General features: G+C 45.8%; 19 protein-coding genes. 13 read left to right on the top strand and 6 right to left on the bottom strand.

Annotation, left to right across the window (positions count from 1 at the left end; genetic code table 11):
* The first annotated feature begins 39 nt into the window (after positions 1-39).
* A complete protein-coding gene (locus tag ACO0KZ_RS12950; protein WP_422995797.1) occupies positions 40-909 on the top strand; it encodes a metallophosphoesterase in 870 nt (289 codons plus the stop codon).
* 44 nt (positions 910-953) lie between these two features.
* On the opposite strand, the gene ACO0KZ_RS12945 is transcribed toward ACO0KZ_RS12950, so the two are convergent.
* On the bottom strand, positions 954-1,487 hold the full coding sequence (locus ACO0KZ_RS12945) for a hypothetical protein (protein WP_422995795.1): 534 nt from the start codon (positions 1,485-1,487) through the stop codon (positions 954-956).
* Between the two features lie 409 nt (positions 1,488-1,896).
* Between ACO0KZ_RS12945 and ACO0KZ_RS12940 the strand changes: the two genes are divergently transcribed.
* Both ACO0KZ_RS12940 and ACO0KZ_RS12935 read left to right on the top strand, forming a co-directional pair.
* Positions 1,897-2,313 (top strand): hypothetical protein, encoded by a 417-nt coding sequence (locus ACO0KZ_RS12940; RefSeq protein ID WP_422995793.1) that lies wholly within the window; start codon positions 1,897-1,899, stop codon positions 2,311-2,313.
* A 175-nt stretch (positions 2,314-2,488) separates the two neighbouring features.
* Positions 2,489-3,796, top strand: a complete 1,308-nt coding sequence (locus ACO0KZ_RS12935) for a hemolysin family protein (RefSeq protein WP_422995791.1) — start codon at positions 2,489-2,491, stop codon at positions 3,794-3,796.
* Positions 3,797-3,910: 114 nt separating this feature from the next.
* Here the strand turns inward: ACO0KZ_RS12935 and ACO0KZ_RS12930 are convergent, their stop codons facing one another.
* Positions 3,911-5,635 (bottom strand): serine hydrolase, encoded by a 1,725-nt coding sequence (locus ACO0KZ_RS12930; RefSeq protein ID WP_422995789.1) that lies wholly within the window; start codon positions 5,633-5,635, stop codon positions 3,911-3,913.
* Between the two features lie 356 nt (positions 5,636-5,991).
* On the opposite strand from ACO0KZ_RS12930, the gene ACO0KZ_RS12925 reads away from it, so the two are divergent.
* Positions 5,992-7,377, top strand: coding sequence for a M28 family metallopeptidase (locus ACO0KZ_RS12925; RefSeq protein WP_422995787.1), 1,386 nt, complete (start codon positions 5,992-5,994; stop codon positions 7,375-7,377).
* Between the two features lie 142 nt (positions 7,378-7,519).
* On the opposite strand, the gene ACO0KZ_RS12920 is transcribed toward ACO0KZ_RS12925, so the two are convergent.
* Complete coding sequence (locus ACO0KZ_RS12920) at positions 7,520-8,560, bottom strand: DUF481 domain-containing protein (RefSeq protein ID WP_422995785.1); 1,041 nt, start codon at positions 8,558-8,560, stop codon at positions 7,520-7,522.
* Positions 8,561-8,843: 283 nt separating this feature from the next.
* On the opposite strand from ACO0KZ_RS12920, the gene ACO0KZ_RS12915 reads away from it, so the two are divergent.
* Positions 8,844-9,623: a substrate-binding periplasmic protein gene (locus tag ACO0KZ_RS12915; protein ID WP_422995783.1), complete on the top strand. Its 780-nt coding sequence runs from the start codon at positions 8,844-8,846 to the stop codon at positions 9,621-9,623.
* Between the two features lie 80 nt (positions 9,624-9,703).
* Positions 9,704-10,807 carry an RCC1 domain-containing protein gene (locus tag ACO0KZ_RS12910; RefSeq protein ID WP_422995781.1) on the top strand — a complete coding sequence of 368 codons (1,104 nt, stop codon included), beginning with the start codon at positions 9,704-9,706 and terminating at the stop codon, positions 10,805-10,807.
* Positions 10,808-10,819: 12 nt separating this feature from the next.
* Here ACO0KZ_RS12910 and ACO0KZ_RS12905 read toward each other — a convergent pair whose 3' ends face one another.
* Positions 10,820-13,102 (bottom strand): TonB-dependent receptor plug domain-containing protein, encoded by a 2,283-nt coding sequence (locus ACO0KZ_RS12905; RefSeq protein ID WP_422995779.1) that lies wholly within the window; start codon positions 13,100-13,102, stop codon positions 10,820-10,822.
* Between the two features lie 207 nt (positions 13,103-13,309).
* Here ACO0KZ_RS12905 and ACO0KZ_RS12900 point away from each other — a divergent pair, with 207 nt between their 5' ends.
* The gene (locus ACO0KZ_RS12900) at positions 13,310-13,975 is read left to right on the top strand and encodes a glutathione S-transferase family protein (RefSeq protein WP_422995777.1); all 666 of its coding nucleotides are present in this window, start codon (positions 13,310-13,312) and stop codon (positions 13,973-13,975) included.
* A gap of 76 nt (positions 13,976-14,051) precedes the next feature.
* On the opposite strand, the gene ACO0KZ_RS12895 is transcribed toward ACO0KZ_RS12900, so the two are convergent.
* Positions 14,052-15,362: an amino acid permease gene (locus ACO0KZ_RS12895; protein ID WP_422995775.1), complete on the bottom strand. Its 1,311-nt coding sequence runs from the start codon at positions 15,360-15,362 to the stop codon at positions 14,052-14,054.
* A gap of 264 nt (positions 15,363-15,626) precedes the next feature.
* Between ACO0KZ_RS12895 and ACO0KZ_RS12890 the strand changes: the two genes are divergently transcribed.
* The 4 genes from ACO0KZ_RS12890 (at position 15,627) to ACO0KZ_RS12875 (ending at position 21,431) form a co-directional block, all read left to right on the top strand.
* The gene (locus tag ACO0KZ_RS12890) at positions 15,627-16,325 is read left to right on the top strand and encodes an SOS response-associated peptidase (RefSeq protein WP_422995773.1); all 699 of its coding nucleotides are present in this window, start codon (positions 15,627-15,629) and stop codon (positions 16,323-16,325) included.
* A gap of 152 nt (positions 16,326-16,477) precedes the next feature.
* A complete protein-coding gene (locus ACO0KZ_RS12885; protein ID WP_422995771.1) occupies positions 16,478-19,291 on the top strand; it encodes a M16 family metallopeptidase in 2,814 nt (937 codons plus the stop codon).
* Positions 19,292-19,494: 203 nt separating this feature from the next.
* The gene (locus tag ACO0KZ_RS12880) at positions 19,495-20,436 is read left to right on the top strand and encodes a metallophosphoesterase family protein (protein WP_422995769.1); all 942 of its coding nucleotides are present in this window, start codon (positions 19,495-19,497) and stop codon (positions 20,434-20,436) included.
* An 89-nt stretch (positions 20,437-20,525) separates the two neighbouring features.
* Entirely contained in the window at positions 20,526-21,431 is a 906-nt protein-coding gene (locus ACO0KZ_RS12875; RefSeq protein ID WP_422995767.1) for a DMT family transporter, read from the top strand.
* Positions 21,432-21,444: 13 nt separating this feature from the next.
* Here the strand turns inward: ACO0KZ_RS12875 and tcdA are convergent, their stop codons facing one another.
* Positions 21,445-22,296, bottom strand: coding sequence for a tRNA cyclic N6-threonylcarbamoyladenosine(37) synthase TcdA (gene tcdA / locus ACO0KZ_RS12870; RefSeq protein WP_422995765.1), 852 nt, complete (start codon positions 22,294-22,296; stop codon positions 21,445-21,447).
* Between the two features lie 258 nt (positions 22,297-22,554).
* Here tcdA and ACO0KZ_RS12865 point away from each other — a divergent pair, with 258 nt between their 5' ends.
* On the top strand, positions 22,555-23,088 hold the full coding sequence (locus ACO0KZ_RS12865) for a hemerythrin domain-containing protein (protein ID WP_422995763.1): 534 nt from the start codon (positions 22,555-22,557) through the stop codon (positions 23,086-23,088).
* Between the two features lie 76 nt (positions 23,089-23,164).
* Entirely contained in the window at positions 23,165-23,800 is a 636-nt protein-coding gene (gene pdxH / locus ACO0KZ_RS12860; RefSeq protein WP_422995761.1) for a pyridoxamine 5'-phosphate oxidase, read from the top strand.
* Positions 23,801-23,851: the final 51 nt, after the last annotated feature.

Below are 23,851 nucleotides of genomic sequence, written 5' to 3'. Positions count from 1 at the left end.
CAGATAAGTACGTCAATGCAAGACGCAAACAAAAAAATCATGCCTGGTTCAAATAAAATACCATCCCCACGCGGCAAACATAATCACTTCTGGCGACATTGGGGCGAGCTTATTCTAGACACTTTTCTATGCCGCGGTTTGATTGCGAAGTGTTGCTATCGACTTGGTTTGCATGGCAAATTATCCGTCACTCAATACATAATTTCGCTCACACCAGTTCGAGCCCTACCTAGGCCTTTGACTATTGCTTTTTTAAGTGACTTTCATGCTGGCCCAACGACGCATCCACAAATTTTTAGCGATGCTTTCGATGCAATTGCTAAGCATGATGTTTCCTTACTGTTATTGGGCGGTGATTTTATTTCGTGCAAAGCGCACTACATCGAGAAATTAATTCCTATGATCGCCAATGTGCATGCGCCTTTAGGGAAATTCGCGGTATTGGGCAATCACGATTTATGGGTGGACGATGACTATCTTTGTCAACAACTTAACAATGCCGGTGTGAGGGTTTTGACCAATCAGAATGCGAGATTGCCTGAACCATTTTCTATGATATCCGTATGCGGTACCGATGATCCGTGGACGGGTGAAGTCGATATTGCACAGGCTTTCAAAGACAGCGCATCGATACGTTTGTTGTTGACCCATGCACCGGATGGTTTGCTATTTTTAAACGGCGAAAAATTTGAGGTGGCATTTGCTGGACATACGCATGGCGGGCAAATCGCCAATAGTTACGGTCAGCCTTTCATGCTGCCGCATGGTCATTTATCTAAGCAATATCATCATGGCCTGTTCGATATTCCAGATAATGGACAACTGATCGTCAGTCGCGGAATCGGTTGTACTAATTTACCACTGCGTGTCAATGCTGCGCCTGAATTGGTGCTTTGTACTTTGATTTAAATGACGCTTAACTAAGACATTGAGCAGTCAGACTACGAGATAAATCAGCTTCGATTACGGATAAAGGCACCCGCCGAAGTTTGATAAAAATCGAAGGCTTGAACTATCGTAGTTATATCGCCATTCACTTTGACGTAGCTAACGTGGATCGCCGTGACATCGGAAAACTGATGATCAGTCTTAATGGCGCGTTCCAGGATAAGCGCAATCGAGGTTGCATCTTGCGCTCTCAACTTTCGACTGATCTCATTTGAACGTGAATTCACAATATTCAAACTAATTTGATGTAAGCCTATCTCAAGATTGATTTCACTGTCTTGATAGTGAGTTTTGCTAATCAATAGTTTGCGCAGATCAGCTTTGTCTTCGTTGGCCAACAATACTTTGACCGGTGCATCTACTTGAGATGCAAGCGGGTAAGACAAACCGGACGCCTGCAATATGACATTTTCTGCATTGGCATTTGCGGTCATTTTGTGTATAAAAATGCCGTAAATGATGACTCCTACAAGAAGTTTCAATGCCAGATTGGTCGTGCTATACGAGCTATTTTTGAGCTTGGATGGTATGTATTGCATAGTATTTCTCTCGATGGGTAAGTCATGCGTCGAAGGTGAAATTGCAGTTTGCGCGTTAATCCACCGATCTGAATGTACGTTAGCCAACAGACTTGCAGCCTCCCGTTCAAAGTCATACTTAGCGATATTCCTAGAACTCCTATCGTATTTGCGAAGGGCGATTCCATTTTTATGTAAAGGCCCGGGGGGTCTCGTATGTGAGAGTACTGCACGCATTAGCACCCAAAGCGTGAAATAAGAGTGCGCATAGCGTAGCTAGTCTTATGAATTGACCCGTATTTATTCTGTTTTAAGTAATAAAAAGCGCGGCATTTAACACTATTTATCCGTATAGCATTATGAGATTGGCGCACTTACTTCTATAATGTGAATCATATTATTAATGCAAGCCGATTCTTGTGGAACCTGTATGAATTTTGTTTTTCGCCCGCATGGCAGGTTCAAAGTCTGGACTGAGGGGCAATTATTACTGACGGAAGTGACCGGCCCATGGAATCGTGAGCTCATCGATTACTGGGCGCAACAAGCACGTGATTTAGTCGTGGTATTTTCTACCGAACGCCCGTATGTCGCGATCACCACCGTTTACGAATCGATCCTGTGCCCTGCCGATGCTATAGAGCGAATCGAGCAAGCAGTGCAGCACAGTCGTACCAACCTTCCCTGCCTAGCCAACGTCATAGTCGTGGCCAAGGATGTTGATGGCCGGGACATAGTCAAACGAACCTATCAACGCATCGGTTTGGAACATATCTTTGAAGATTTTGACAGCGCCAAAGCGTGGGCAGAACACATCCTTAAGGGACCGCAGGTCAGTCTGGCCTGATTCACAACTGACTTGAATTGCTAAAACAAGCAAGTTGTGCCGATGTAAAGTCAGCAGATCTATGCCTATAACTTCGAATTGGTTCATAGCACGGCACCACAATTGCACAGCTTTGATTCATTTTTTGTGGCCACTCGGCTATGATGTTCCTTAACACTATGTCAAAGGAAGCAACATGGCACTTTTTGATCATCTCTTCGTTATCTTAATACTAGTCGCAATTAGCGGCTTCTTTTCTATGTCCGAGATCGCTCTGGCAGCGGCTCGAAAAGTAAAGCTGCAAATCTTAGAAGCCGATGGCAACACGCGCGCTAGTAAGGTACTGGCCTTGCAACTCGAGCCTGGGCATTTTTTTACGGTGGTTCAGATTGCCTTAAATGCGATTGCCATTTTAGGCGGTATTTTGGGCGAACAATCGCTGACACCTTACTTTGCCAAAGTATTTCATTCGCTATTTGGCGAGGCAAGCTGGATAGACACTTTGAGTTTTCTAAGCTCATTTATCTTCGTTACTTCTATCTTTATCTTGTTTGCAGATCTCATGCCTAAAAAGCTCGCGATGGTCGCGCCGGAACGGGTAGCGATGTTTGTCGTGTCGCCAGTGCTGCTGTGTGTCAAATTGTTTAAACCTTTGGTGTGGATCTTTAATGGTTTATCGATTTTGATTTTCAAAGCATTCAACATCCCCACCGAGCGCGATGATCAGATTACCTCGGACGAAATTCACGCCGTTGTCAATGCCGGTGCCGAGGCCGGTATCTTGCAAACCCGCGAACACGGCATGATAGGTAATGTCTTTGAATTAGAGAGTCGTACCGTGCCTTCGGCCATGTCGCAACGTGACAACATCGTTTACCTGAGCTTGCAAGATAACGAAGAAAGCATAAGACAGAAGATCGCCGACCATCCACATACCAAGTTTCTGGTTTGTGATGGCCAGATCGATAAAGTAGTTGGCTATGTTGAGTCCAAAGATATTCTTAAACGCATACTCACCAATCAAGCATTTTCTAAAGTACAGGAGCTGTCTTTGCGCACCGCCTTGGTGGTACCAGACTCGCTCACGCTGTCTGAAATGTTGGAACAATTTAAGGCAACTCGTGAAGACTTTGCCGTGATCATGAATGAGTACGCATTAGTGGTTGGTATCATTACACTCAATGATGTATTGAGTACATTAATGGATGGTATGGTTCATCCTTACCTTGAGGATCAAATCGTCAGACGCGATGACCATTCTTGGTTAATCGACGGTGCGACGACGATTGAAGATGTTTGTCGGGCACTAGATATCGACGACTTGCCTGAAAGTGGCAATTACGAAACGATCGCTGGCTTTATGATGACGATGCTGAGAAAAATCCCAAAACGTACTGATTTTGTGATGGTGGGGGACTACAAATTTGAAGTGGTCGATATCGATCAGTTTCGTATTGATCAATTGTTGGTCGTAAAGAAAAGTAGCTCAGAGTCTAAGGCGTAGTGCCTATGGTGTGCGTGGCGCACCCTACTCCTCAAGCGTTCTTTGTTTGATTTCACTTTAAAAGAAGCGTCAGAAATAATTCTCTGACGCTTTTTCTATTTTGCGGAACGACTATTACTTTACTTTCTTTGCTGGCATACTCTGCCCACCTTGCGTCAAAACCAACTGCGTGATTTTTCCATCGGCAGTTTTTTCAAATTTTAACTGGGCGCCTACGTCAGGTGCGCTAAATGTGTCTGCGCTGACAGCAACAATATTGACTGCGCCCTGACCAGTCGCTTGAGTAATGAATTTATTACCCTCACGACGTACATTCAAAACAAAATTGGGATTAAGTTCATAGTCACCGGCAAACACATCAAACTGTTCTGGCGTCATGGCAAACGCTTTTGGCGCTTCAGGTAAGGCTTCATTCAATTTTGGATGGGAAATTGAAGTACCTTGTTGATGCACGACTGCCTCAATCACTTCGCCTTTTGCATTTCTATTGAACTCGACTCGCAACAAAGAATTATTGTCTTTAAAAAAGCCATTCTGCGAATACGGCTGCATGACAGTGCGCGGACCATTGGTACGAGTCATCACTAATTTGTCGCCTTCGCGCACCACAATGCGTCGATTGTTTTCATCTATACGATAAACACCGGCATATTGATCTAAAGTTTTCTGATCAAGGGTTACCGCTTTGAATTCAGGAATAGGCTTACCGATCACAGCAGCAGCTAGTCGCATTGCCACCATCTCGGGTTGGGCTAAACCACCATCGGCATTAGTCAACACGGCAACGTAGACTTTGTCCTTAGGCAAACTTAAAGCAAAAGTAGAAAAACCGGGGATGCCGCCACCATGAGAAATCATAGGCTGCGATTCAAATTGGCCTATGCCCCAACCATAGCCGTAATTGGTATCCTGCCCGTTCTTTAATTTGTAGGAAGTGAAAGCGCGTTTCCAATGATCCGCCTTCAGTAATTTCCCAGCGCTGACAGCGGCATCCCATTTCGCCAGATCGTCAACGGTCGAGGTCAGTGCCCCGGCAGCATAGGGTTGAGTCATGCTGATTTTCATACTTGGTTGGAACTCGCCAGTGAGTTGTGAGTAGCCAGCGGCACGTGCTTGTTTGCTGCGTTCATAGCCTTCATAGGCGGTGTCTTTCATGCCTAGCGGCGCGAACAAACGCTTCTCTACAAACTTGGCATAGGGTTCGCCGCTCACTTTTTCTATGATGGCACCGAGCAAGAAATAGCCGGAATTATTGTATTTGTAGGCAGTACCTGGTTCGAACTCTAAAGCGTCGTTCTTAAAACTATCGACCATTTCCTGCACACTGATGTCTTTGCCTGCCGTAGCAATGAAGTCGGGCTTACCGGTGTAACTTGGGATACCTGAAGTATGGGTCAATAAGTGTTCAACTGTAATGCTTTTACCACTTGCCGGATAATCAGGAAAAAATTTTGTCACTGGGTCATTCAAAGCGACTTTGCCTTCTTCTACCAATTGCAAAATAGCGACTGAAGTAAATTGCTTAGTAATCGAACCCAAACGCATCACATAATCCGCTTGCAACGGTTCCTTTCTGTCAATATTCGCTATGCCATAGGCTTTACGCAAAAGTGTTTTACCGTCCTTCACCACGATCACGGTAGCGCCGGGTTGATTCGCTTTGTAATAGGTGGCTCCGATTTGGTCGAGTTGCTGCGTGATAGTCGCTGTCGTTGCCGCGCCCCGCGCGCTTAAAGATGATTTATTACTGTCTTGTGCCAGACTGACCGGGGACTGCATTAATAGCTGTGTAGCGAAGGCGATTTGGGTTAAAACTAAGGCACTGAATATTGGTTTCATAGAGACTCCTGAATATTATAGATAGTCGGATTACGGGAGAGTAAGGCATTTACAAAAAAAAACACACAATACCGTAAGCTCATTCGATAATCTGGCAGTTTGCGATCAAATGCAAAAATTAAGGGTTCAATGGTGTTTAAACAAGCATTAACCAGGTACGCCGCGCCAGTCTGTGTTGTCTCTGTTCACTGAACATCATTTCAAAAGAGATCACTGGTCATTAAATTTCACTATTCGCAATTCTGTATAGAAAAGACGACACTTACTTATTGTTATAGCCCTGTCTCATTGCTATCCTACATCGCTGATCCGACAAAAGCACCCTATAATGGGGCATCGACGATACCGGAGGTACTATGATTTTTTCACCTGAGTTTCTACCTAAATTCGCATCTAAATTCACAACTAATTTCACATTGAGTTTGAACCTGATTTTCAAAGCAAGCTATAAAAACAAAATCTTAATTTCTGGCTTATGTCTCGTCGGCCTCAATTCTGCCAGTCATGCACAGTCACTGGAAATCTTGCAGGGTAGCGCACTAAAATCAGATGATGTCGTGGTTCAGCTAGTTCAAAAATTAGAGTTGGAGAAGTATAAAACGACCATTAAATCTCTGACCTTGTTTGGTGATCGTCGCCAAGGTACAGAGCGCAACCGCAAAGCCTTGGATTGGATAGAAGCGCAATTAAAATCTTATGGTTGCACCAATACCGAACGTCTGCAATACAACTACACCCAAGCAGCACCTGCTCCAGCCAATGCCAGCCCTGCGCCACGTCGCAATGTCATTCCAAGTGGCGGACTTGGAGGTGCAGCAGGACAAGGCGGTAGTACCTTATTTGGTAAGCGAGCAAAAACCGGCGTGAATACCGACCCACTCTTACAACCAGATGAAAAACTGCGTGCTTTAAATGCAGAACCAACACCGGTTGGTACCACAATGCGGGAAAACGTGTATTGCACCAAGATCGGTAAAACCCATCCCGAAGAAATGTATATCGTCGGTGCCCATATGGATGGCATAGGCTTTGGTGAAGCAGCCAACGACAATGGCTCTGGTACTGCTATCGTGATGGAGTTGGCGAGAATATTCAGTGCACCCAATGTTGAGACTGATCGCTCTATCCGTTTTGTCTTATGGAATAACGAAGAGACTGGATTGAACGGCGCCTACGCTTACGTTGAACAACGCAAAGATTTGCAAGGGATAGAATCACCAAAAGGTTCTGGCAAATACCCTGAGCCAAAATGGCTGGGCATGATACAACACGACATGATGCTCTGGGATCACGGCATGCCTGTCGCAAAACTTGACGCAAAAGGAAAACCCGTACTGGACGCAGAAGGCAAACCGATCTATGAATCGCCAAAAGAACAAAGAGCCGAAGCCGACGTCAACATCGAATATCAATCAACCTCAAAGCAAGCTGATGGCGCCGCAAAACTGGCCTGGTTCTTCCGTGCAGCGAATGACAAATACGCGACTAACTATCCTGCGGCGGTGGGTTTCCATATGACGAATACGGATTCTGTGCCGTTCATGGATTTGGTGCCGGCCATTTCCTTACGTGAAAATGAACGCGGTATGCAAATAGGTGCTGGCTGGAATCCCAACTGGCACCAACCTACTGACGTATTCAATACTTACTCAGATAAAGACTTTTTATTAGGTCTGAATGCTGCGCAAACGACTTTATCGGCCGTAGCGACCTTATCCGGTACCAAATTAAAGGAAAAATAAGACTCACTAATTCTGACAGGATTACCAATCTAGTTAACAACAAACTCGCCCTGTGGCTCCACGCCATAGGGCGACATTGTTTAGAGTTAATAGCATGATCCCAGTCTCACAGGCGGACAAGCATCTTCGCAGAGCCGCAGTATTACCAGCGTGTTCCTATTCCCATCTTGTAGCTGTGACTTTTCACCGTGCCAACGGAAAACTTGCTCATATCGAAAACCAGTTTTCCGGTCAGATAAATACTAGTATTGAGTTGATAGCGCAAACCAAGTTCCGACTGCATGATTAAGCTCACCGGAACATGCTGAGGAAATAACCAATCGGCTTTAGCGTAAGCTTCCCATTTGCCATGATTGAATTTTCGTTTGAAATCAAGTGAGACTACCCAGGCATTTAATTGAAATTGACTTGGTCCCTTACCCAGTACCAAGCTGTTATACGTTCCCATTATTTCGGCACTGCCCGATTTATCCTTCCACAAATTACGACCCAGACCTAAGCCATGGTAGTAAAGATTGCTTCCAGCCGTTACGCGATCGCTTTGATAGAAATTATTGGCCCGGATAAACCATTCGGGCGTAAAGAAATAATCCAGTGAATACTCAAGCTTTTTACTATCCTCACTTTTTTCATTGTCCTCGGTGTAATTTCTAATCTTACCGTCTAACTTATGCCGCCACGGTTGCATATCCCAAGTTACACTTCCATCGATTTCTAAATACCGGGCCGGTGTCTTATTCTGTGAATTTTCCAAGCTGGCATCAACTCTCCCCTCCAATCCATCAAAAATACCGCGTTGGTCGACCTTCGTCACTTCGGATGAGTCAAACCTCAGCGCTGAAATTGGAATATTTTTTCCGTCGACTCCGACGTAGCCATTCAGTGAACTCATCTGCAACTGCGCTTGCAAAGGTAGAGAAAAAGTTTGGCTTACCTCAAAAAAAGACACGCTAGTATCCGTCGATAAGCTACTAATGGCATCCGTATCTATAGTTACTTCGCCTGCATATTCTGTTTTTATCACTACTTTCATAGCGTCTACTTTAAGCAAGCGACCACTTATTTGATCAGTATTTTTTAGCTTAAGAATATCGGCATGGGAAAAGCTAGCGAGCACAGTAACACTACAAAACACCGCTATCTGCAAGAAGAAACGATACGATGTTTGGGAAAATTTACGCATACAAGTCATCTGAGATGGAGCAAGTTTTATGCAAAGTGGAGACCAGTCGATTCTAACGTTTCACCCAGATTTGCGAAACCTAAATTCTATCTTTGAAATCAACGAGCCAAACTTCACAAAGCTTAACTCAACAATGACATTCTAATAACTGGTGTTATTGCAAGGGATCAAAAAAGAAGTGCAATTCAGATACAAATTCGGGACAAATGTAGCAAGTGGGTTGCAAGTTTTTTCGTTCGCAGTGATACTGCCGCATGGTATTTTCCAGTCATTTTTAGCAGGTATGCGCAAATCACTTTTTGTTTTATCTGGCTTGATTTTAGCTCTTGGTCTCTCCGGTGCAATGTCGGAGGTACATGCGCAGTCACAGGTGAAACTTTTTTTACCTGAAAATCTCGATAGCAATGGTAACCAAATCCCACCAGACAATCATCTTTTAGAAATCCTGTCCTACTTTGAACGCACCGCCAATGTCAGGTTCGAAAAATTAATATTGCCTTGGAAACGGGCGCAACTTGAAGCCTTACAAGGTAATGGCATCGTATTTGGTTTATCACCAACACCGGAACGTTTGAAGCTATACCAGTATTCACAAGCAGTTACGAAGCAAACCGTTTGGGGCATCACCTACGGCAAGCCCAAGCCTAGTATCAAATCACTTGAAGATCTGCGCGGAAAAATAGTTAACATAGGCCGTGGATATAGTCATGGCAGCACTTTTGAACAAGCCCGTAATATTGTGTTCACGGTGCAGGAAGACGGTCTGTTTAACAGCGCACGTCTGAACAAACTCATCAGTAAGAGCAATGATTTAATTTTATGGCCGGTGCGTCAGTTTAAAGAAGCGCATGAAGTTGAAAAATACGTGAATCAACTCTTCAATGATTATTCTGGTGCTAAAGGTGTTCATTTTGAGGTATCAGATCAACCGATTTTCTATGACACCGAGCACTTCGCGACAAAAAAAGGGCAATATGAGGACATCATTGCCAAACTCGACCAAGCCCTTAAAGTGGGCAATAAAAATGGCACACTCGCCAAGCTAATTAAAGCGTATCGCTAATGCGCTTAGCGATAATGTAGTCATAGCAGCTCAGTAGCATTAAAAAGCTTTTTCAATTTTCCGTTGAAAGGAGTTCTGTCATGCGCCTATTTCTATACCTGATTGCCTGTCTGGTTTTCAATTTCGCCTCTCTCAAAGCAGCATTTGCAGCCGAAGTAATCAAAGTCGCTGGTGATCGCGAAAAAATCTTACTGATGTCAGATGGCAGCGTATATAGTTGGCACAGCACAAAAATAGATTTAGCCAAAATAAGTCTGCCCGGCAAAGTAGTCGACGTCGCCATAGGGAAACGTAGCTATGCGGTGCTTGAAGATGGCAGTGTCCTCACATGGGAAAATAAAACGGGCGCAATACCATTAAAACTTGCCGGCATCAGTCACGCCATCAACATCATCAGTCATGGAAACACCGCGCTGGCATTACTGCGTGATGGTCAAGTGATGGCCTGGGGTTCACGTATATATGGTATGCGAGGTGACGGACAATTTGCTAAGTATTATGAGGAAGTTGGCGTGTTTAATATGACGCCGACTATTGTGCCTGGCGTAGAAAACATCACGCAGATTTCTATGGGGTCCGAACATGTACTGGCATTAAGGGCGGATGGTCGGGTAATGGCGTGGGGATCGAATCACTACGGCGGTTCGGGACGAGCGCCACGTCAAGAAACACCGATAGATCGCGCTGAGGAAGTGCCGGGATTATCAGATGTCAAAATGGTCGCTGCCGGACAGGGTGTTTCTACCGCATTGAAAAAAGATGGCACAGTATGGGTGTGGGGCGCCAACTTTCAAGCTCAGTTTGGAAATGGCTTGCGCACAGATCCACCGGGGATGAATCATGGTTACGAGCTCACACCGCAAATAGTCAAAGGTGTTAGCAATGCACAGGCCATATCACTTGGTGTTAATGGCAGGCATACCTTGGCTTTGCTCAAAGATGGCTCACTCAAAGGCTGGGGCAATACCGACTGGGGACAATTAGGGACTGGTGTCGGTGGGCGATTTTTGGAATCTCCTGCAACACCAAAAATCACCGGAGTAAAAGCTATTTTTGCCTGTGGCAATAACAGCTTTGCGGTAAAACAAGACGGTACTTTCTGGGCTTGGGGCATCGGCAATCCCGGTGACTGGCCTCTGAGTAACAACACCCAACTTCCAAAAAAAATAATGGTCGCGGACTAGCCCATTGAAAGTTTAAAAACGCATTTCGTAATTCAAACGTACATTCAATTTTGACGGATTGTAATTTTGGCGCAGCACACTGCCCTGCGCATCTTCGTACTCACTTTCTGAATATGCCGTCTGACGAATCACATTATTCATAGACAAGCGTAGGTTCGACATGTTGTCGAACTTCCATAAGGCATAAGTCTCTAAACTACGATTGACTCTTGCATAATTCAATTGATTCGCAGAGACCCGCACTAAACCTGCATTTTGAAAGGCATAGCCAGCGCCGACGGTTAATGGATAGGCTTCGGGTTTGTAATCAAGACCGATATTGGCACGAACCGGCACTTGTGCATCCAGACGATTATTCGGGCCAGGCACAGTATCAATCGTCGAATGATTGAATGCCGCATTCATACGAAAATCGAGTGCCGGTGCCTGCTCCATCCATAAACGCATAGGAAACTTTGCCTCCAGCTCTATGCCCTTGGTCTGCGCATGTCCCCCATTCACTGGCATATTTACCCACAGACCATCTTGCTGAAACAATCGATTCAAGGTGATGCCACTGATACGACGTAAGAAAAAATTCGCACTAAAAACACCGCCGCCATCAACAAAGTGTTCATAGCCCAAATCAAAGCCGGTGGCTAATTCGGGTTGCAAATTCGGATTGGCAAGGCCGTCTGGGCTGGTCGCAGAATTATTCGTAGAATAATAGCGGCGATGTACCAAATCCCAGGAATTCACACCTTTGTAAGTGCGCGAAAAGGCAAAGCGCAATTGCTGATTAGAGTGGTCAGGTATCTTATATAAGGTTTGAAAGATCGGACTCAGTACGGAAGAACGGTTATGCACATTATCCAGACTATTGCCGCGGCCATCCATACTGATCGCTTCCCAACGCAAACCCAGATACAGCGATAATTGTTTGTCCAAAGTCCATTCATCTTGCGCATATAAAGATGTGCGTGCAATTTTAAATTCCACGTCTTCTTGTAAGCTGACGGGGCTGACGACTTCATTCATCGCTGTAGTACCGCGTGTCAGATTATTACTGCTCTGCCAGCGTGAAGCCAGCTCCCAACCTGCAGAGATCGTATGATCTTCGATAAACGGCGCATTGTACTTACCGCTATGTGTCCAGCCACGGTTGAATGATTCGGTATCAACATGTCGATCAAACAAAGCCGTTTGCTTGGCATCGCGTCCCACGCTGCGGCCAGTCGATTGTGAATGCCAGTAATGCGTGCCAGCACGCAATTCCAGCTTGGCACTATCACCCAACTTATGCGTCCAGCTCAGATTATTATTCCAGCTTTGCCCTTCATTGGTCGTATCGTAATCTTCAATAGGAAAGCTGTAAGCGATACCTACTAAGCTATTGGTGTTGCCGCGATTGCGGCCTTCACTTTCGTTAACATTGATGAAGGCGTTGTAACTGAGCAGGTCTTCATTATCCAGAGTCCAATTCAGGCGAGGGGCGGAAGACACTGAACGATTGTGATTTTCATTAGCCGAAGTATTTTGACGTAACTGGGTAGTCACGCCTTGACTATCCATTTTGCGAGTCTGGCTTCGATTCTCATTATTACTAAAACGTCCCACATTCAGATTCAAAGGCAGACTATAAGAAAACTGTTCTAACTTATCGGACAATTGAAAGCTGCTATACAAGCCGCTTGGCACATCACCTCTTTGAAAATAGCCGAGCTTAACCTGACGCTGCGACATCGATATCGAACGTTTCAAAATAATATTGATCGTACCCGCTACCGCCTGTGCGCTAAATTCAGCGCTGGCGGATCGCACAATTTCTATTCGTTCAATTAGGTCAGGTGCCAAACTTTCAATCGAAAAACCCGGAGGACTAGGCTCACCATTGAGCAAAATTTGCGTATATCCAGCGCCTAGTCCACGCATACGAATCGCACCGCCAACGACACTGACGCTGGGCAAGCGTTTTAAAACATCGGTAATTTCAGTGTCGCCAAAACGGGCGATCTCTTCCTGGGTGACGACGATCTTACTAGCCGTATCAAAGCGACGAGCATCGTATTCACGATTGCCTTTTACTTGTACTTTTTGGGTTGGACTTTCAATAGCTTTCACTGCCGCAGGCGTCAGAGCAGAGCCCGCTTTAGGCACTTCTTTCTTTTCTATATCGACTGCTTTTTGATTACTTTGATCGGCATTCTCAAGGTGGTCCACTGGTAGGTTGACACTATCTCGAGCCAACACAGAACAAGGAAACGCAAGTGCAAGCGCAGCGACCATTACAGAAACAGGGAAAGAAGTTTTAAACATAGTGAAATAACAGCGGAATTAAAAGCGTCGGTAACAATAAAACAAATAGAAGCAAGCAAAGCTTACGCGAGTTCAGACTGCTGCTCTGCACAAAAGTTCATTGCAATTGCTAATTATTCTTCTGCAATGTCTCCGCACCGATGCGGCTTATGCATTTTTCCTCTACACTTGTTCACTTTCCTTTCGTTCACTTGGAGTTATGCCACCATGATGCAACTTTTCTACTCCCCTGGTACCGCATGTCTCGCCCCCCATTTTCTATTGGAAGAATTAGGGCTAGCTTATGAATTAGTATTGGTCGATACCAGCAAACAAGAACACCAGCAAGCGGCCTACTTAAAGCTCAACCCCAAGGGAAAAATTCCACTCTTAATTGATATCTTCGATGACAAGGAAATCCGTTTAACCGAAAGCGCTGCGATCTGTATGTATCTGGCGGATAAATATGCTGCTCAACAAAATGCCGCTCACTTGAATCCAGCACTGGGAAGCGTTGAACGAGCACGTTTGTATCAATGGATGATGTATTTTTCGAATACGTTGCAAGCGGAACTGCTTAGTTACTTTTATCCTGAGCGACTGGCTGACAATGCAGAAACGGCAGAACAAATTAAGAACCACGCAGAGCAACGAGTGGCCGAGATGCTCAGCTACATCGATGCGGAATTAGCAAAATCGGACGGTGATTATTTCCTTGGAAAATCCTTGTCGATCGCAGATCTATTTCTCTTCATGCTCTGTCGTTGGACCCGCAATATGCATAAGCCCGCACGCACCTACACGCACCTGTCGCCTTACTTGGCACGATTAGTACAGCGTCCGGCAATTACAAATAGTTTTGCACAGGAAGCACTCGCAGCGCCACTTTATTAGGCTGCAACTAAGCTATAAAATAGTTGATAAAAAAATCGCGCCATCATGTGGCGCGATTTTTAATGGAAAAACGTTTTTATGTTTTCTGCCAATAATGCATACCAAGAAAAATAGGCAAGCTGACTGAACCCAATACGCAAACCCAAAGCATGGATTCGGCACCGACCCCAACGAAAGCCCACAGACAGTAGGCTGTCGCAAACAAAGCAGAGAGCGCCAAATAGTAAGACTGGTTCAACTTATCGGTCAAACGCTTTTGCTTCCACAGCTTAAACAGGCCGACCGCAACTGCCAGATACAAAGGCATATTCGCCGCCGTCACCATCACACTTAAAAACGTAAAACCCTGCGCCAAGTTGCGGCTATAGTTCATTAAAATCATCACACTCGCTAAAACACCAGTCACGATTAAAGCCGAAGCAGGAGCACCTCGCCCATTATGACGTTTTAAGAAGGCAGGAAAAACGGCATGGTTCGCCATCGATACAGTAATTTCACCCGCAATCATGGTCCAGCCGTTAAGCGCACCTAGTCCGCTGATGATCACAAACAAGGCGATCCACAAGCCTGAATCGGCATTTAAGTAACGATGAAACAAGTCAACGAAAGGCGCGTTCGAACTCGCCAACTGAGATTGCGGAATCAGCAATAAAGGAATCGCTGAAACACCAATGTAAATCACCGCGGTGATAAAAGTACCCACCATCGTTGCACGTGGAATAGTCCTTTCCGGATCACGCACTTTTCCTGCGGGGATAGTGGCACTTTCTACCCCCAACATCGCAAATAAGGCGATCGTACCGGCTGCAGCGCTGCCTTCCCAGGACAAAGGCGTACTCGGAATTTGCGCCAGGAAGACTGAGGCATTGGTACTTAACAAGAATGCGCCAAGTAGAAGTACTGCCAACATAGGCAAGAGTTTTAACAGGGTGCTCAACACCTGTACTCTTCCTGAGGTTTGGACACCTAGTAAGTTGACGATGATAAAGAACCAGATCAAGGCTATCGCACTCAAAGGTGCGAGCCATGCTGTCTCTGCTAGCATAGGAAACAGGCTGCTTAAATAGCCGACGATACCTATCGCTAAGGTCGAATTGGTAATGCAGACTGATACCCAATAACACCACATAATAAAAAACGCAAACCCATTTCCAAATGCGTAGCGGGTGTAAGCGTAGGGCCCGTCGGATTGTGGAAAGGCACGCGCAAAATTGGCAAATACTTGCGCGATGAAAATACAACCGACTAGTGTGATTCCCCAACCAATAAAAGCGTTCAAGCCATAAGGTGCCAAGGAAGCCGGTAGCATGAAGATTCCCATGCCGATGACATTACCTATGATCAAAGCAGTACACATCCAGAAACCCAAGGGCTTATTATTCTTCATATTGGTTGGAAGGTTTTCCAAATTGAGTTAGTGACGAATACATGCTACTGACTCAAAGCGTTTAGCACCAGTAATGTCTGCACTTGTTGGTAAATCGCCTCATGAGAAATGCCCTGGTCTGTGATCTAAGCTATGTCATGCCGTCACGCAAATACTGGCTCTTCCTATCTGCACATTTGAACGAGTTCCGCTACACTATGCGGTATTTCCTAGCTTGCTCGCTCTCCCTGGCTCAGCTAAAAACGCAAACCAAACAACACCAACATGTGCATTAACTACACCCCAAGTCGAAAAGATCAGATCGCTGAAAAATTTTATGCAATGGATCACACTGGCAGTGAATGGGAAAATGAAGTTTGGCAAGACTATGCCGCACCATTTATCACCCATGATGCGTTGAAGCGACGCCAGGCCATGCGTGGCAGCTATGGGTTAATTCCCAAAACAAAACTCCCCCCAGGCAAACGCTTTAGTACCATGAATGCACGCGCCGAAACCATAGGCGAACTCAGTAGCTTTGCTCGCCCTTGGCGCGAAGGAAAACGCTGCCTGATTCCACTTCAAAATTTCTATGAACCTAATTACGAAAGTGGTGTTCCCGTGCGCTGGCAAATCGGTGTCGAAGGTAGTTCTGATTTTGCGGTAGCGGGTTTGTACAAAGCCTGGGACGAAGAGAATGGACAGCAGAGTTTTTCCTTCACCCAAATTACGATTAATGCGGACAACCATCCGATGATGAAACGTTTTCATCAACCGGGTGATGAGAAACGTGGTTTAGTGATTATTCCTGAAGCGGAGTATGACGATTGGCTCAGCTGCAGCAATCCAGACATGGCCAGAGCTTTTCTACAACTCTATCCAGCAGAGGCGATGTGGGCAAAAGCGGCACCGCTCCCTAAGCGAGCCACAAAAAAATCCTTAACAGAAGAAGAAACTGTACCGAGACAAACTAGTTTGTTTTAGAAAAATTTGTCTCGCATTATCTTCACCTCTATAAGTTGTTGAAAAATCGCGCTTATTTTTTAAAGATGTCAAAAATTACTTTTAGCTAATTGCAAATACTTAGCAAATAGTCTAACTTGTGCACCCTCTATGTCTTTTTTAGGAAATATCCTGTGAAACTTATTACGCTCCTGATGTTAAGTGCCGGCATTCTGACGCCTGGCCTCGCTTTTTCCGCTGAGCCAATCAAGGAAGTACAAAACGCAACCAAATCCACACCAGCAAAATCCGCACAAGCGGCACCTGTAAAAGTAACTTCAGTAGAAGGCATCACTGAGTACAAACTGGCCAATGGCATGCGCGTCGTTCTGTTCCCGGATGCAAGTAAGCCGACGATTACCACCAATATCATCTACATGGTGGGTTCACGCCACGAAAACTATGGCGAAACAGGTATGGCGCATTTGTTAGAGCATTTGCTGTTCAAACCTAGTGCTAACTTCGGTATCAAAAAAGGCACGAAGTCCCCAGTCGAAGTGTTGAACTCTACGGGTGCTGATTTCAACGGTACGACTTGGTATGACCGCACTAATTACTATGCGACTTTCCCAGCGAATCAAGACAATCTGCGTCAGATGCTGGCGATGGAAGCGGATCGCATGCTGAATGCAGCAATTGATCAAAACGATTTGTGGAATCCAAAAACACAAAAAGGCGAAATGACTGTAGTTCGCAATGAATTTGAAATCGGCGAAAGCGATCCTATTGGCGTCACGACTGAACGGATTCAGGCGGTTGCGTACGACTGGCACAACTACGGCAAATCAACGATAGGCGCGCGCTCTGATATTGAACAAGTCAACATCCCACGCTTGCGCGCTTTCTACAAAAAATACTACCAACCAGATAATGCGATCTTGATGGTCGCAGGTAAATTTGATGAAGCCGCTATTCTGAAACAAGTCAACGACTTGTTTGGCCGCATTCCAAAACCGACCCGTGTAATCGAACCAACTTACACCGCAGAACCAACCCAAGATGGTGAACGTTCAGTGACGGTGCGTCGTAGTGGTGGTACGCAATTCGTCGGCGCCGGCTATCACATGGCACCGTCCGCTCACGCTGATTCTAATGTCTTGGGTTTATTGTCCGATATCCTGACCAGTGCACCAAGCGGTCGTTTGCATAAAGCCTTGGTAGAAACCAAATTGGCGACAGCCGTTAATTACAATACAGTCAGCAATTTAGAACCAAGTTACGGCATCTTCGGCGCGATCGTGCCAAAAGAAAGTAATCTCGACGCGGCACAAGATGCCTTGCTGAAAGTATTAGAAAACTTAAAAGCGCAGCCTATCACGCAAGAAGAATTAGATCGCGCCAAACAAAATGCCAGAAAACAAATTCAACTGGCCTTAAATGACACTGCGAAACTCACGATCGCTTTGACAGAATCAATGGCGGCAGGCGACTGGCGTTTGTTTTTCTTGGAACGTGATCAATTAGAAAAAATCACATTAAAAGAAGTACAAGCAGCCGCTGAAAAGTATTTGAAAACGACAAACCGTACTTTAGGTCGATTCATCCCGACCGACACCGCGGATCGTACCGAAGTACCTGGCACACCCAATGTAATGTCTATGGTTAAGGACTATAAAGGTCAGGCAGTCGTCGCCCAAGGCGAAGCGTTTGATCCTAGTCCAGATAATATCGAAGCTCGCACACAACGCTCGGCTTTGCCTAACGGTATGAAGTTAGCATTATTGGCTAAGAAAACGAAAGGTGCAACGGTCAGTATCAATCTGCGCTTGCGTCTGGGCACTGAAGCTAGTTTGCAAGGCAAAGCAGAAGTAGGTCAATTCACTGCAGGCTTGCTGAACAAAGGTACAGAGCGCCTAAAGCGTCAAGAAATCAAAGACAGTTTTGATAAATTGAATGCTCAAGTTGCGATAGGCGGCGGCGCGGAAGGTGTTACTGCGACGATTACCACCACACGCGACAATTTAGCTGCTGCTTTAGATTTGTTAGCCGAAGTCTTGAAGAAACCTAGTTTCCCGGCCAGTGAGTTTGAGGAATTCAAACTGGCAGTTGCTGGTCGCATCGAACAATCCATTCCAGAGCCACAAGCGCAAGCAAGTAATGCAATGGGACGCTTGACCGATGAAACACCTGCCGGTCACGTACGTCATGTAAGTACATTGCCAGAACAGGTTGCAGCAATCAAAGCAGTCAAATTGGAAGACGTTAAGGCATTCCACCTAAACTATTACGGTACTGAAAGTGCGACATTCTCTGCGGTCGGTGATTTCGATACGAACGCTTTAAAAACGCAACTAAATAGTCTGTTTGGTAGCTGGAAAGCGAAACAAAGTTACACCCGCATTCCACGCAATATGAAAGCCGTCGCAGGTCAAAAAATCACCTTGGACACACCAGACAAAGCAAGTAGCTTCTTGTTAGCCGTGCATCCGATTGCGATCAAAGACGATGCAGAAGCCTATCCCGCACTCTTGATGGCAAATCATATGTTGGGTGGTGGCGCTTTGCGCAGTCGCTTGGCTGATCGTATTCGTCAAAAAGAAGGTCTGTCCTATGGCGTTGGTTCTTTCCTCAATGTGCCTAGCCAAGATCCGGTTGCATTGTGGGCCGCTTATGCTTTAAGTGCGCCGCAAAATACAGCAAAAGTAGAAGCCGCTTTGCGTGAAGAAGTACAAAAAGCGCTGAGTGAAGGCTTCACCGATGCCGAATTGATCGAAGCGAAAAAAGGTTGGAAACAATCAGAAGAAGTTGGTCGCACTCAAGATGCAGGATTAGCGGCACAGCTAGCAGGTTACCTTGCTATCAACCGTACGATGAGCTACGACAAAGCCTTTGAAGCAAAAGTAGCCGCGCTTACTGTAGCCCAAGTGAACGACGCATTGCGTAAATTATTGAAAGCGGATGCGATCTCAGTAATTACCGCGGGTGATCAGTCTAAAGTTGGTAAGTAATTCGGTCGTACGAAACACGAGGCATCGTGTTTTTTTGAAGTAAATAGGCGCTAAAAATAAGAGGTGAAATTCAGTAATGGATTTCACCTTTTTTCTTGCCCGCTCTCTTAGGTTTATATTTTTTAACTTTTAAGTCAGAACGAATCTGCGGTACGTAGCTTCAGGCGTAAAATACCGCTTTACCTTATTTTCTATCACTATCGATGCCGCCGTCTCTTCCTGGCCTTTGCCTATTTGCTCTATCACTGTTCTCGTTCAACCTCAGTCATGCACAAGCACAAAAGGAAAACAAAGACAGCAAACTTAATGCTAAATCCACGCAAACAAGCATCACTCTGTTTGCCGCAGGCGATATTGCAGATTGCCGCAGAAAGCCTGCCGAACAGACCATGGCAGCACAAACTGCGAATTTGATAGAGAACGGTTTGGCACAAGATAAAAACGCCTATGCAATTACCCTAGGTGACAACACCTATCCTATCGGCAAACCAAGCGAATTCAGCGATTGCTATGACAAAACCTGGGGTAAGTTTAAAACACGCACCCTACCTTCGCCTGGCAACCATGACTATGGCGTACCACTGGCGCAAGGCTACTACAATTATTTCGACGAGTTGGCGGGATCAGGTCGACGCGGTTACTACAAAAAAATCATAGGCAACTGGTTGTTACTTTCTTTAAACAGCAATATCAAAGATCAGGCCATGCGCGAGCAGATGCAGTGGCTAAAGAATGAATTGAAAGAAAGACAGGGCAGCTGTCTTCTGGCGTTTTGGCATCATCCCGTCTTCTCATCAGGCGGTCATGGCGATAACGCCAACATGCAAGAAGCATGGCGCTTATTAGCGGATGCTGGTGCCGATATTGTCTTGACCAGCCATGATCACAACTACGAACGCTTTACACCGCTTGATAAAAATGGACAACGTAGTGATGCCGGCATACGCAGTTTTGTCGTCGGTACGGGCGGCGCCAAACTCACGCCCATGTTTTTTCCAAAAAGCATCAGCGACATTCGTCAAAACGAGGTTCACGGCGTATTGAAACTACAACTGCATGCCAACAGCTACGACTGGGAGTTTCTTGCAACACCCGACACAAATACCTCTGCTTTTAGCGATAAAGGACATGGTAATTGTCGTTGACATCGTCTGGTCGACAGCACCAAAACAGATAGATAAAAAGTGTGGTGGTTCGAAGCGAGAAGCTTGGAAAGCAGGTAAACTAGCGCCTTATGCCATCCTCACTACTCTTCATCATCGCCTCATTAATTTGGGGCTCGACCTTTTGGGCCATTACACAACAATTAGGGGAAGTCGCGCCTGCGGTCTCCGTGGCCTATCGTTTTGGCCTCGCTTCACTCACGCTGTTTGCCTGGTGCTGGCTACGCAAAGATCGTTTGCAGATTCCATGGAAAACACAAGGCTGGTTAGCGCTGCAAGGCTTCTTCACGTTTTCGCTCAGTTATTTGTGTACCTATTCTTCTGAACAATATTTAGTATCGGCCTTGGTCGCCGTTTTGTTTGCCTTGATGGTGATCTGGTCGCCGATTACGGAAAGAATCTTCTTTCAAAAACCATTGACCTGGCGCATTTGGGTCGCTGCCTTGGTTTCAATAACCGGTGTGATTTTATTATTTTTCCCAGCGCTCAAAAGTAATTGGGAAGAAACGCATTCAGGTCATAGCACCCATTTCTTGCTGGGCTTAGGACTCGCACTGACTGCAACACTGGCTAGTACCTTTGGCAATTTGGTCGTGGTCAAAGTGCGCCAGCACAATCAAAATGTGCTGCTGACGATGGCGTGGGCGATGGCTTGGGGAACCATGTGGGTTAGTCTGTTTGCGATAGTTACCGGGCAACCGTGGACGATACCGTCCACACTCAATTATTGGTTGTCACTGATTTATTTGTCACTATTTGGTTCAGTGATTGCGTTTGCGTGTTACTTCACCTTGATCCATAGAATTGGTGCACAGAAAACCGTTTTTATCGGTGTCATCACCCCCATTATTTCGGTCCTCCTATCGATCAAATTGGAGAGCTATCATCCGGGTTGGATAGAATGGTGCGGCATGATACTGTGTTTAGCGGGTGTTATTTGGGCTTTGCGCGGCGAGCCCAAAGCGAAGAGCGCTTAGGTCTATATAAATTTCAGCTAGGTTGAAATGCCAATTTACGCAGGACATGCGCCGCAGCGGCCAGCCCGAAAGAAGCGGTCACGACGATAGAAGAGCCAAAACCCGCGCAGTTCAAGCCCGAAATGCCTTTTGAGTTATCTCCAGAGCTAGTGCTATCGCCTTCAACTGCACATACTTCAGCAGTTTCTGGTGTGGTCAAAGCTTCCATAGAAAACACGGCGTCAATACCGAATTTAGTTTTCATACCACGTGGGAAACCAAAATTCTGGCGCAGGCGCTTGCGCACCAATGCCAATAAAGGTTCTTGTTCAGTGCGTGACAGGTCACGGATTTCGATCTTACCCGGATCAGTCTGACCACCCGCTGCACCGATGGTAATCAAGGGAATCTGATGTTCACGGCAATAGGCAATCAGGGCCGTTTTAGCTTTTACACTGTCTATCGCGTCGATCACATAATCAAATTTTTGACTACCTATCATGAGCTCCAGATTATCTGGGTCTATGAATTCTTCAACTTCACGTACCTTGCAGTAGGGATTGATCGTGGCGATACGTTCAGCCAAAGCCGTCACTTTTGCCTTACCCAAGGTCTCGCTTGTGGCCTGAATCTGACGATTTATATTCGACTCGGCGACATTATCCAGATCGATCATTGTAATCGCACCGATGGCGCTTCGAGCAAGCGCTTCTACCACCCATGAGCCAACACCACCCACACCTATCACGCAGATATGTGCCTGTTTAAATCTTTCTAAGCCTTGAGCACCATACAAGCGTGCAATCCCACCAAAGCGGCGTTCAAAATCAACATCGTCGTCCTGTGAAGATATTGAGGGCTCAATTGGGGAGGTAGCGTGTTGCATAGGTAAGGATTTCTTTGAATTTTGAATAAATATTGAGCTAGTGCAGGCGAAGGCAAGCAAAAAACGAGCAAATAAGCACGAGTAGAACTGCCGCCATTTTACAAGCTTCGGGTCAAATAAGCATTTTAGACTTGATTTCGCGCAAATGGTCTCGGAGATGAAGCGGCGCAAATGACTAGAATAGAGGATAATTTTGTTTTCTATACCGCACTTTCCACCAACACTCCAAACGCTGAAAAAAGGCTGAAATACACTATCATGGATATTCTATTTGCAAGCGCACCCAGCTTTGATCAGCCACTAGCGGTTCTCAAACATTGTCATGATCGTATTCGTAAACAACTGGCCACTTTAGAAAAACTGTTGCCGCATCTGGCGCAACACGGTGCAGATGTCGAAGCGCAAAAAGCCGCATTGGCGGTATTAAAATATTTTCAAAATGCGGCGCCACTGCACCATGACGACGAAGAGATCGACTTGCTCCCAACCCTAGTACAAACCGCCCAAGCCGCCGATGCGGAATTACTCGCAACGCTACTGCCCACTATTCTGCAGCAACACCAACAAATGGCATCGCTGTGGCAAGTGTTAGAAGCGCAACTAGACCCCATCTCAAGCGGTAGTGCTGCTGATTTGAACAATCTCGACGTCACTGCGTTTCAAACCCTTTATCAAGAGCATATGCAAATCGAGGAAACGCAGATCGCGCCTATGGCGATGCGATTATTTAGCCCAGAACAAATGTACAAACTAGGTCAGGCTATGCAAGCCCGCCGTGGTATTGATGCATAGTAAAAAGGCCGTCTTAGAAAACTGGTTTCGACATCGAGCTCAGAATTAATTAATAAATGTAAACGAAGGAACATGTATGTCTATTGCCAACCTACGAAAAGATTATCAACTCGCCAGTCTCGCAGAAAGCGATGTGGCACATGATCCCATTAAGCAATTTGCCCATTGGTTCGATCAAGCTTTAAAAGCGGAAGTCTCTGAACCGAATGCAATGAGTCTGTCCACCGTCAATGCTGAGGGCAAACCCTCTTCTCGCATCGTACTTATTAAGGAATTTGATGAGCGTGGCTTTTCATGGTTCACTAATTACGACAGTCGAAAAGGATTGGAATTGGCTGAAAATCCACATGCTGCATTACTCTTCTTTTGGATACCACTGGAACGTCAAGTGCGAATCGAAGGTCGTATCGAAAAAATATCTGACACGGACAATGACAAATACTTTCATAGCCGGCCGTTAGGCAGCCGTCAAAGCGCACTGGCCTCAAGTCAAAGCCAAGTCATCGCTAATCGTCAACAGCTCGAAGATAAGCTGGCACAAGTTGTTGCAGAATTTGGCGACAATCCACCGCGTCCTGAACATTGGGGTGGCTACCGTTTGGTGCCGGAGTTTATAGAATTTTGGCAAGGCCGCAGCTCTCGCTTACATGATCGCATTGCTTACACGCGACAAGCGGATGGTGCTTGGAATATCAGCCGTTTGCAACCTTAATTCCAGGCTGCAAAAATGGGGCTGGCTTAACCATCAAGCCAGCCTTGTTAT

The sequence above is a fragment of the Undibacterium sp. Di24W genome (assembly GCF_049340325.1).
Classification (GTDB): domain Bacteria; phylum Pseudomonadota; class Gammaproteobacteria; order Burkholderiales; family Burkholderiaceae_D; genus Undibacterium.
This window is presented reverse-complemented; position numbering and strand designations above follow the sequence as displayed.

Coding starts and splice junctions, on each gene's coding strand:
- tcdA (WP_422995765.1), bottom strand. CDS start 22,296: ATGCAACACGCTACCTCCCCAATTGAGCCCTCAATATCTTCACAGGAC.
- ACO0KZ_RS12875 (WP_422995767.1), top strand. CDS start 20,526: ATGCCATCCTCACTACTCTTCATCATCGCCTCATTAATTTGGGGCTCG.
- pdxH (WP_422995761.1), top strand. CDS start 23,165: ATGTCTATTGCCAACCTACGAAAAGATTATCAACTCGCCAGTCTCGCA.
- ACO0KZ_RS12945 (WP_422995795.1), bottom strand. CDS start 1,487: ATGCAATACATACCATCCAAGCTCAAAAATAGCTCGTATAGCACGACC.
- ACO0KZ_RS12905 (WP_422995779.1), bottom strand. CDS start 13,102: ATGTTTAAAACTTCTTTCCCTGTTTCTGTAATGGTCGCTGCGCTTGCA.
- ACO0KZ_RS12910 (WP_422995781.1), top strand. CDS start 9,704: ATGCGCCTATTTCTATACCTGATTGCCTGTCTGGTTTTCAATTTCGCC.
- ACO0KZ_RS12940 (WP_422995793.1), top strand. CDS start 1,897: ATGAATTTTGTTTTTCGCCCGCATGGCAGGTTCAAAGTCTGGACTGAG.
- ACO0KZ_RS12895 (WP_422995775.1), bottom strand. CDS start 15,362: ATGAAGAATAATAAGCCCTTGGGTTTCTGGATGTGTACTGCTTTGATC.
- ACO0KZ_RS12925 (WP_422995787.1), top strand. CDS start 5,992: ATGATTTTTTCACCTGAGTTTCTACCTAAATTCGCATCTAAATTCACA.
- ACO0KZ_RS12880 (WP_422995769.1), top strand. CDS start 19,495: ATGCCGCCGTCTCTTCCTGGCCTTTGCCTATTTGCTCTATCACTGTTC.
- ACO0KZ_RS12865 (WP_422995763.1), top strand. CDS start 22,555: ATGGATATTCTATTTGCAAGCGCACCCAGCTTTGATCAGCCACTAGCG.
- ACO0KZ_RS12915 (WP_422995783.1), top strand. CDS start 8,844: ATGCGCAAATCACTTTTTGTTTTATCTGGCTTGATTTTAGCTCTTGGT.
- ACO0KZ_RS12930 (WP_422995789.1), bottom strand. CDS start 5,635: ATGAAACCAATATTCAGTGCCTTAGTTTTAACCCAAATCGCCTTCGCT.
- ACO0KZ_RS12935 (WP_422995791.1), top strand. CDS start 2,489: ATGGCACTTTTTGATCATCTCTTCGTTATCTTAATACTAGTCGCAATT.
- ACO0KZ_RS12920 (WP_422995785.1), bottom strand. CDS start 8,560: ATGCGTAAATTTTCCCAAACATCGTATCGTTTCTTCTTGCAGATAGCG.
- ACO0KZ_RS12950 (WP_422995797.1), top strand. CDS start 40: ATGCCTGGTTCAAATAAAATACCATCCCCACGCGGCAAACATAATCAC.
- ACO0KZ_RS12900 (WP_422995777.1), top strand. CDS start 13,310: ATGATGCAACTTTTCTACTCCCCTGGTACCGCATGTCTCGCCCCCCAT.
- ACO0KZ_RS12890 (WP_422995773.1), top strand. CDS start 15,627: ATGTGCATTAACTACACCCCAAGTCGAAAAGATCAGATCGCTGAAAAA.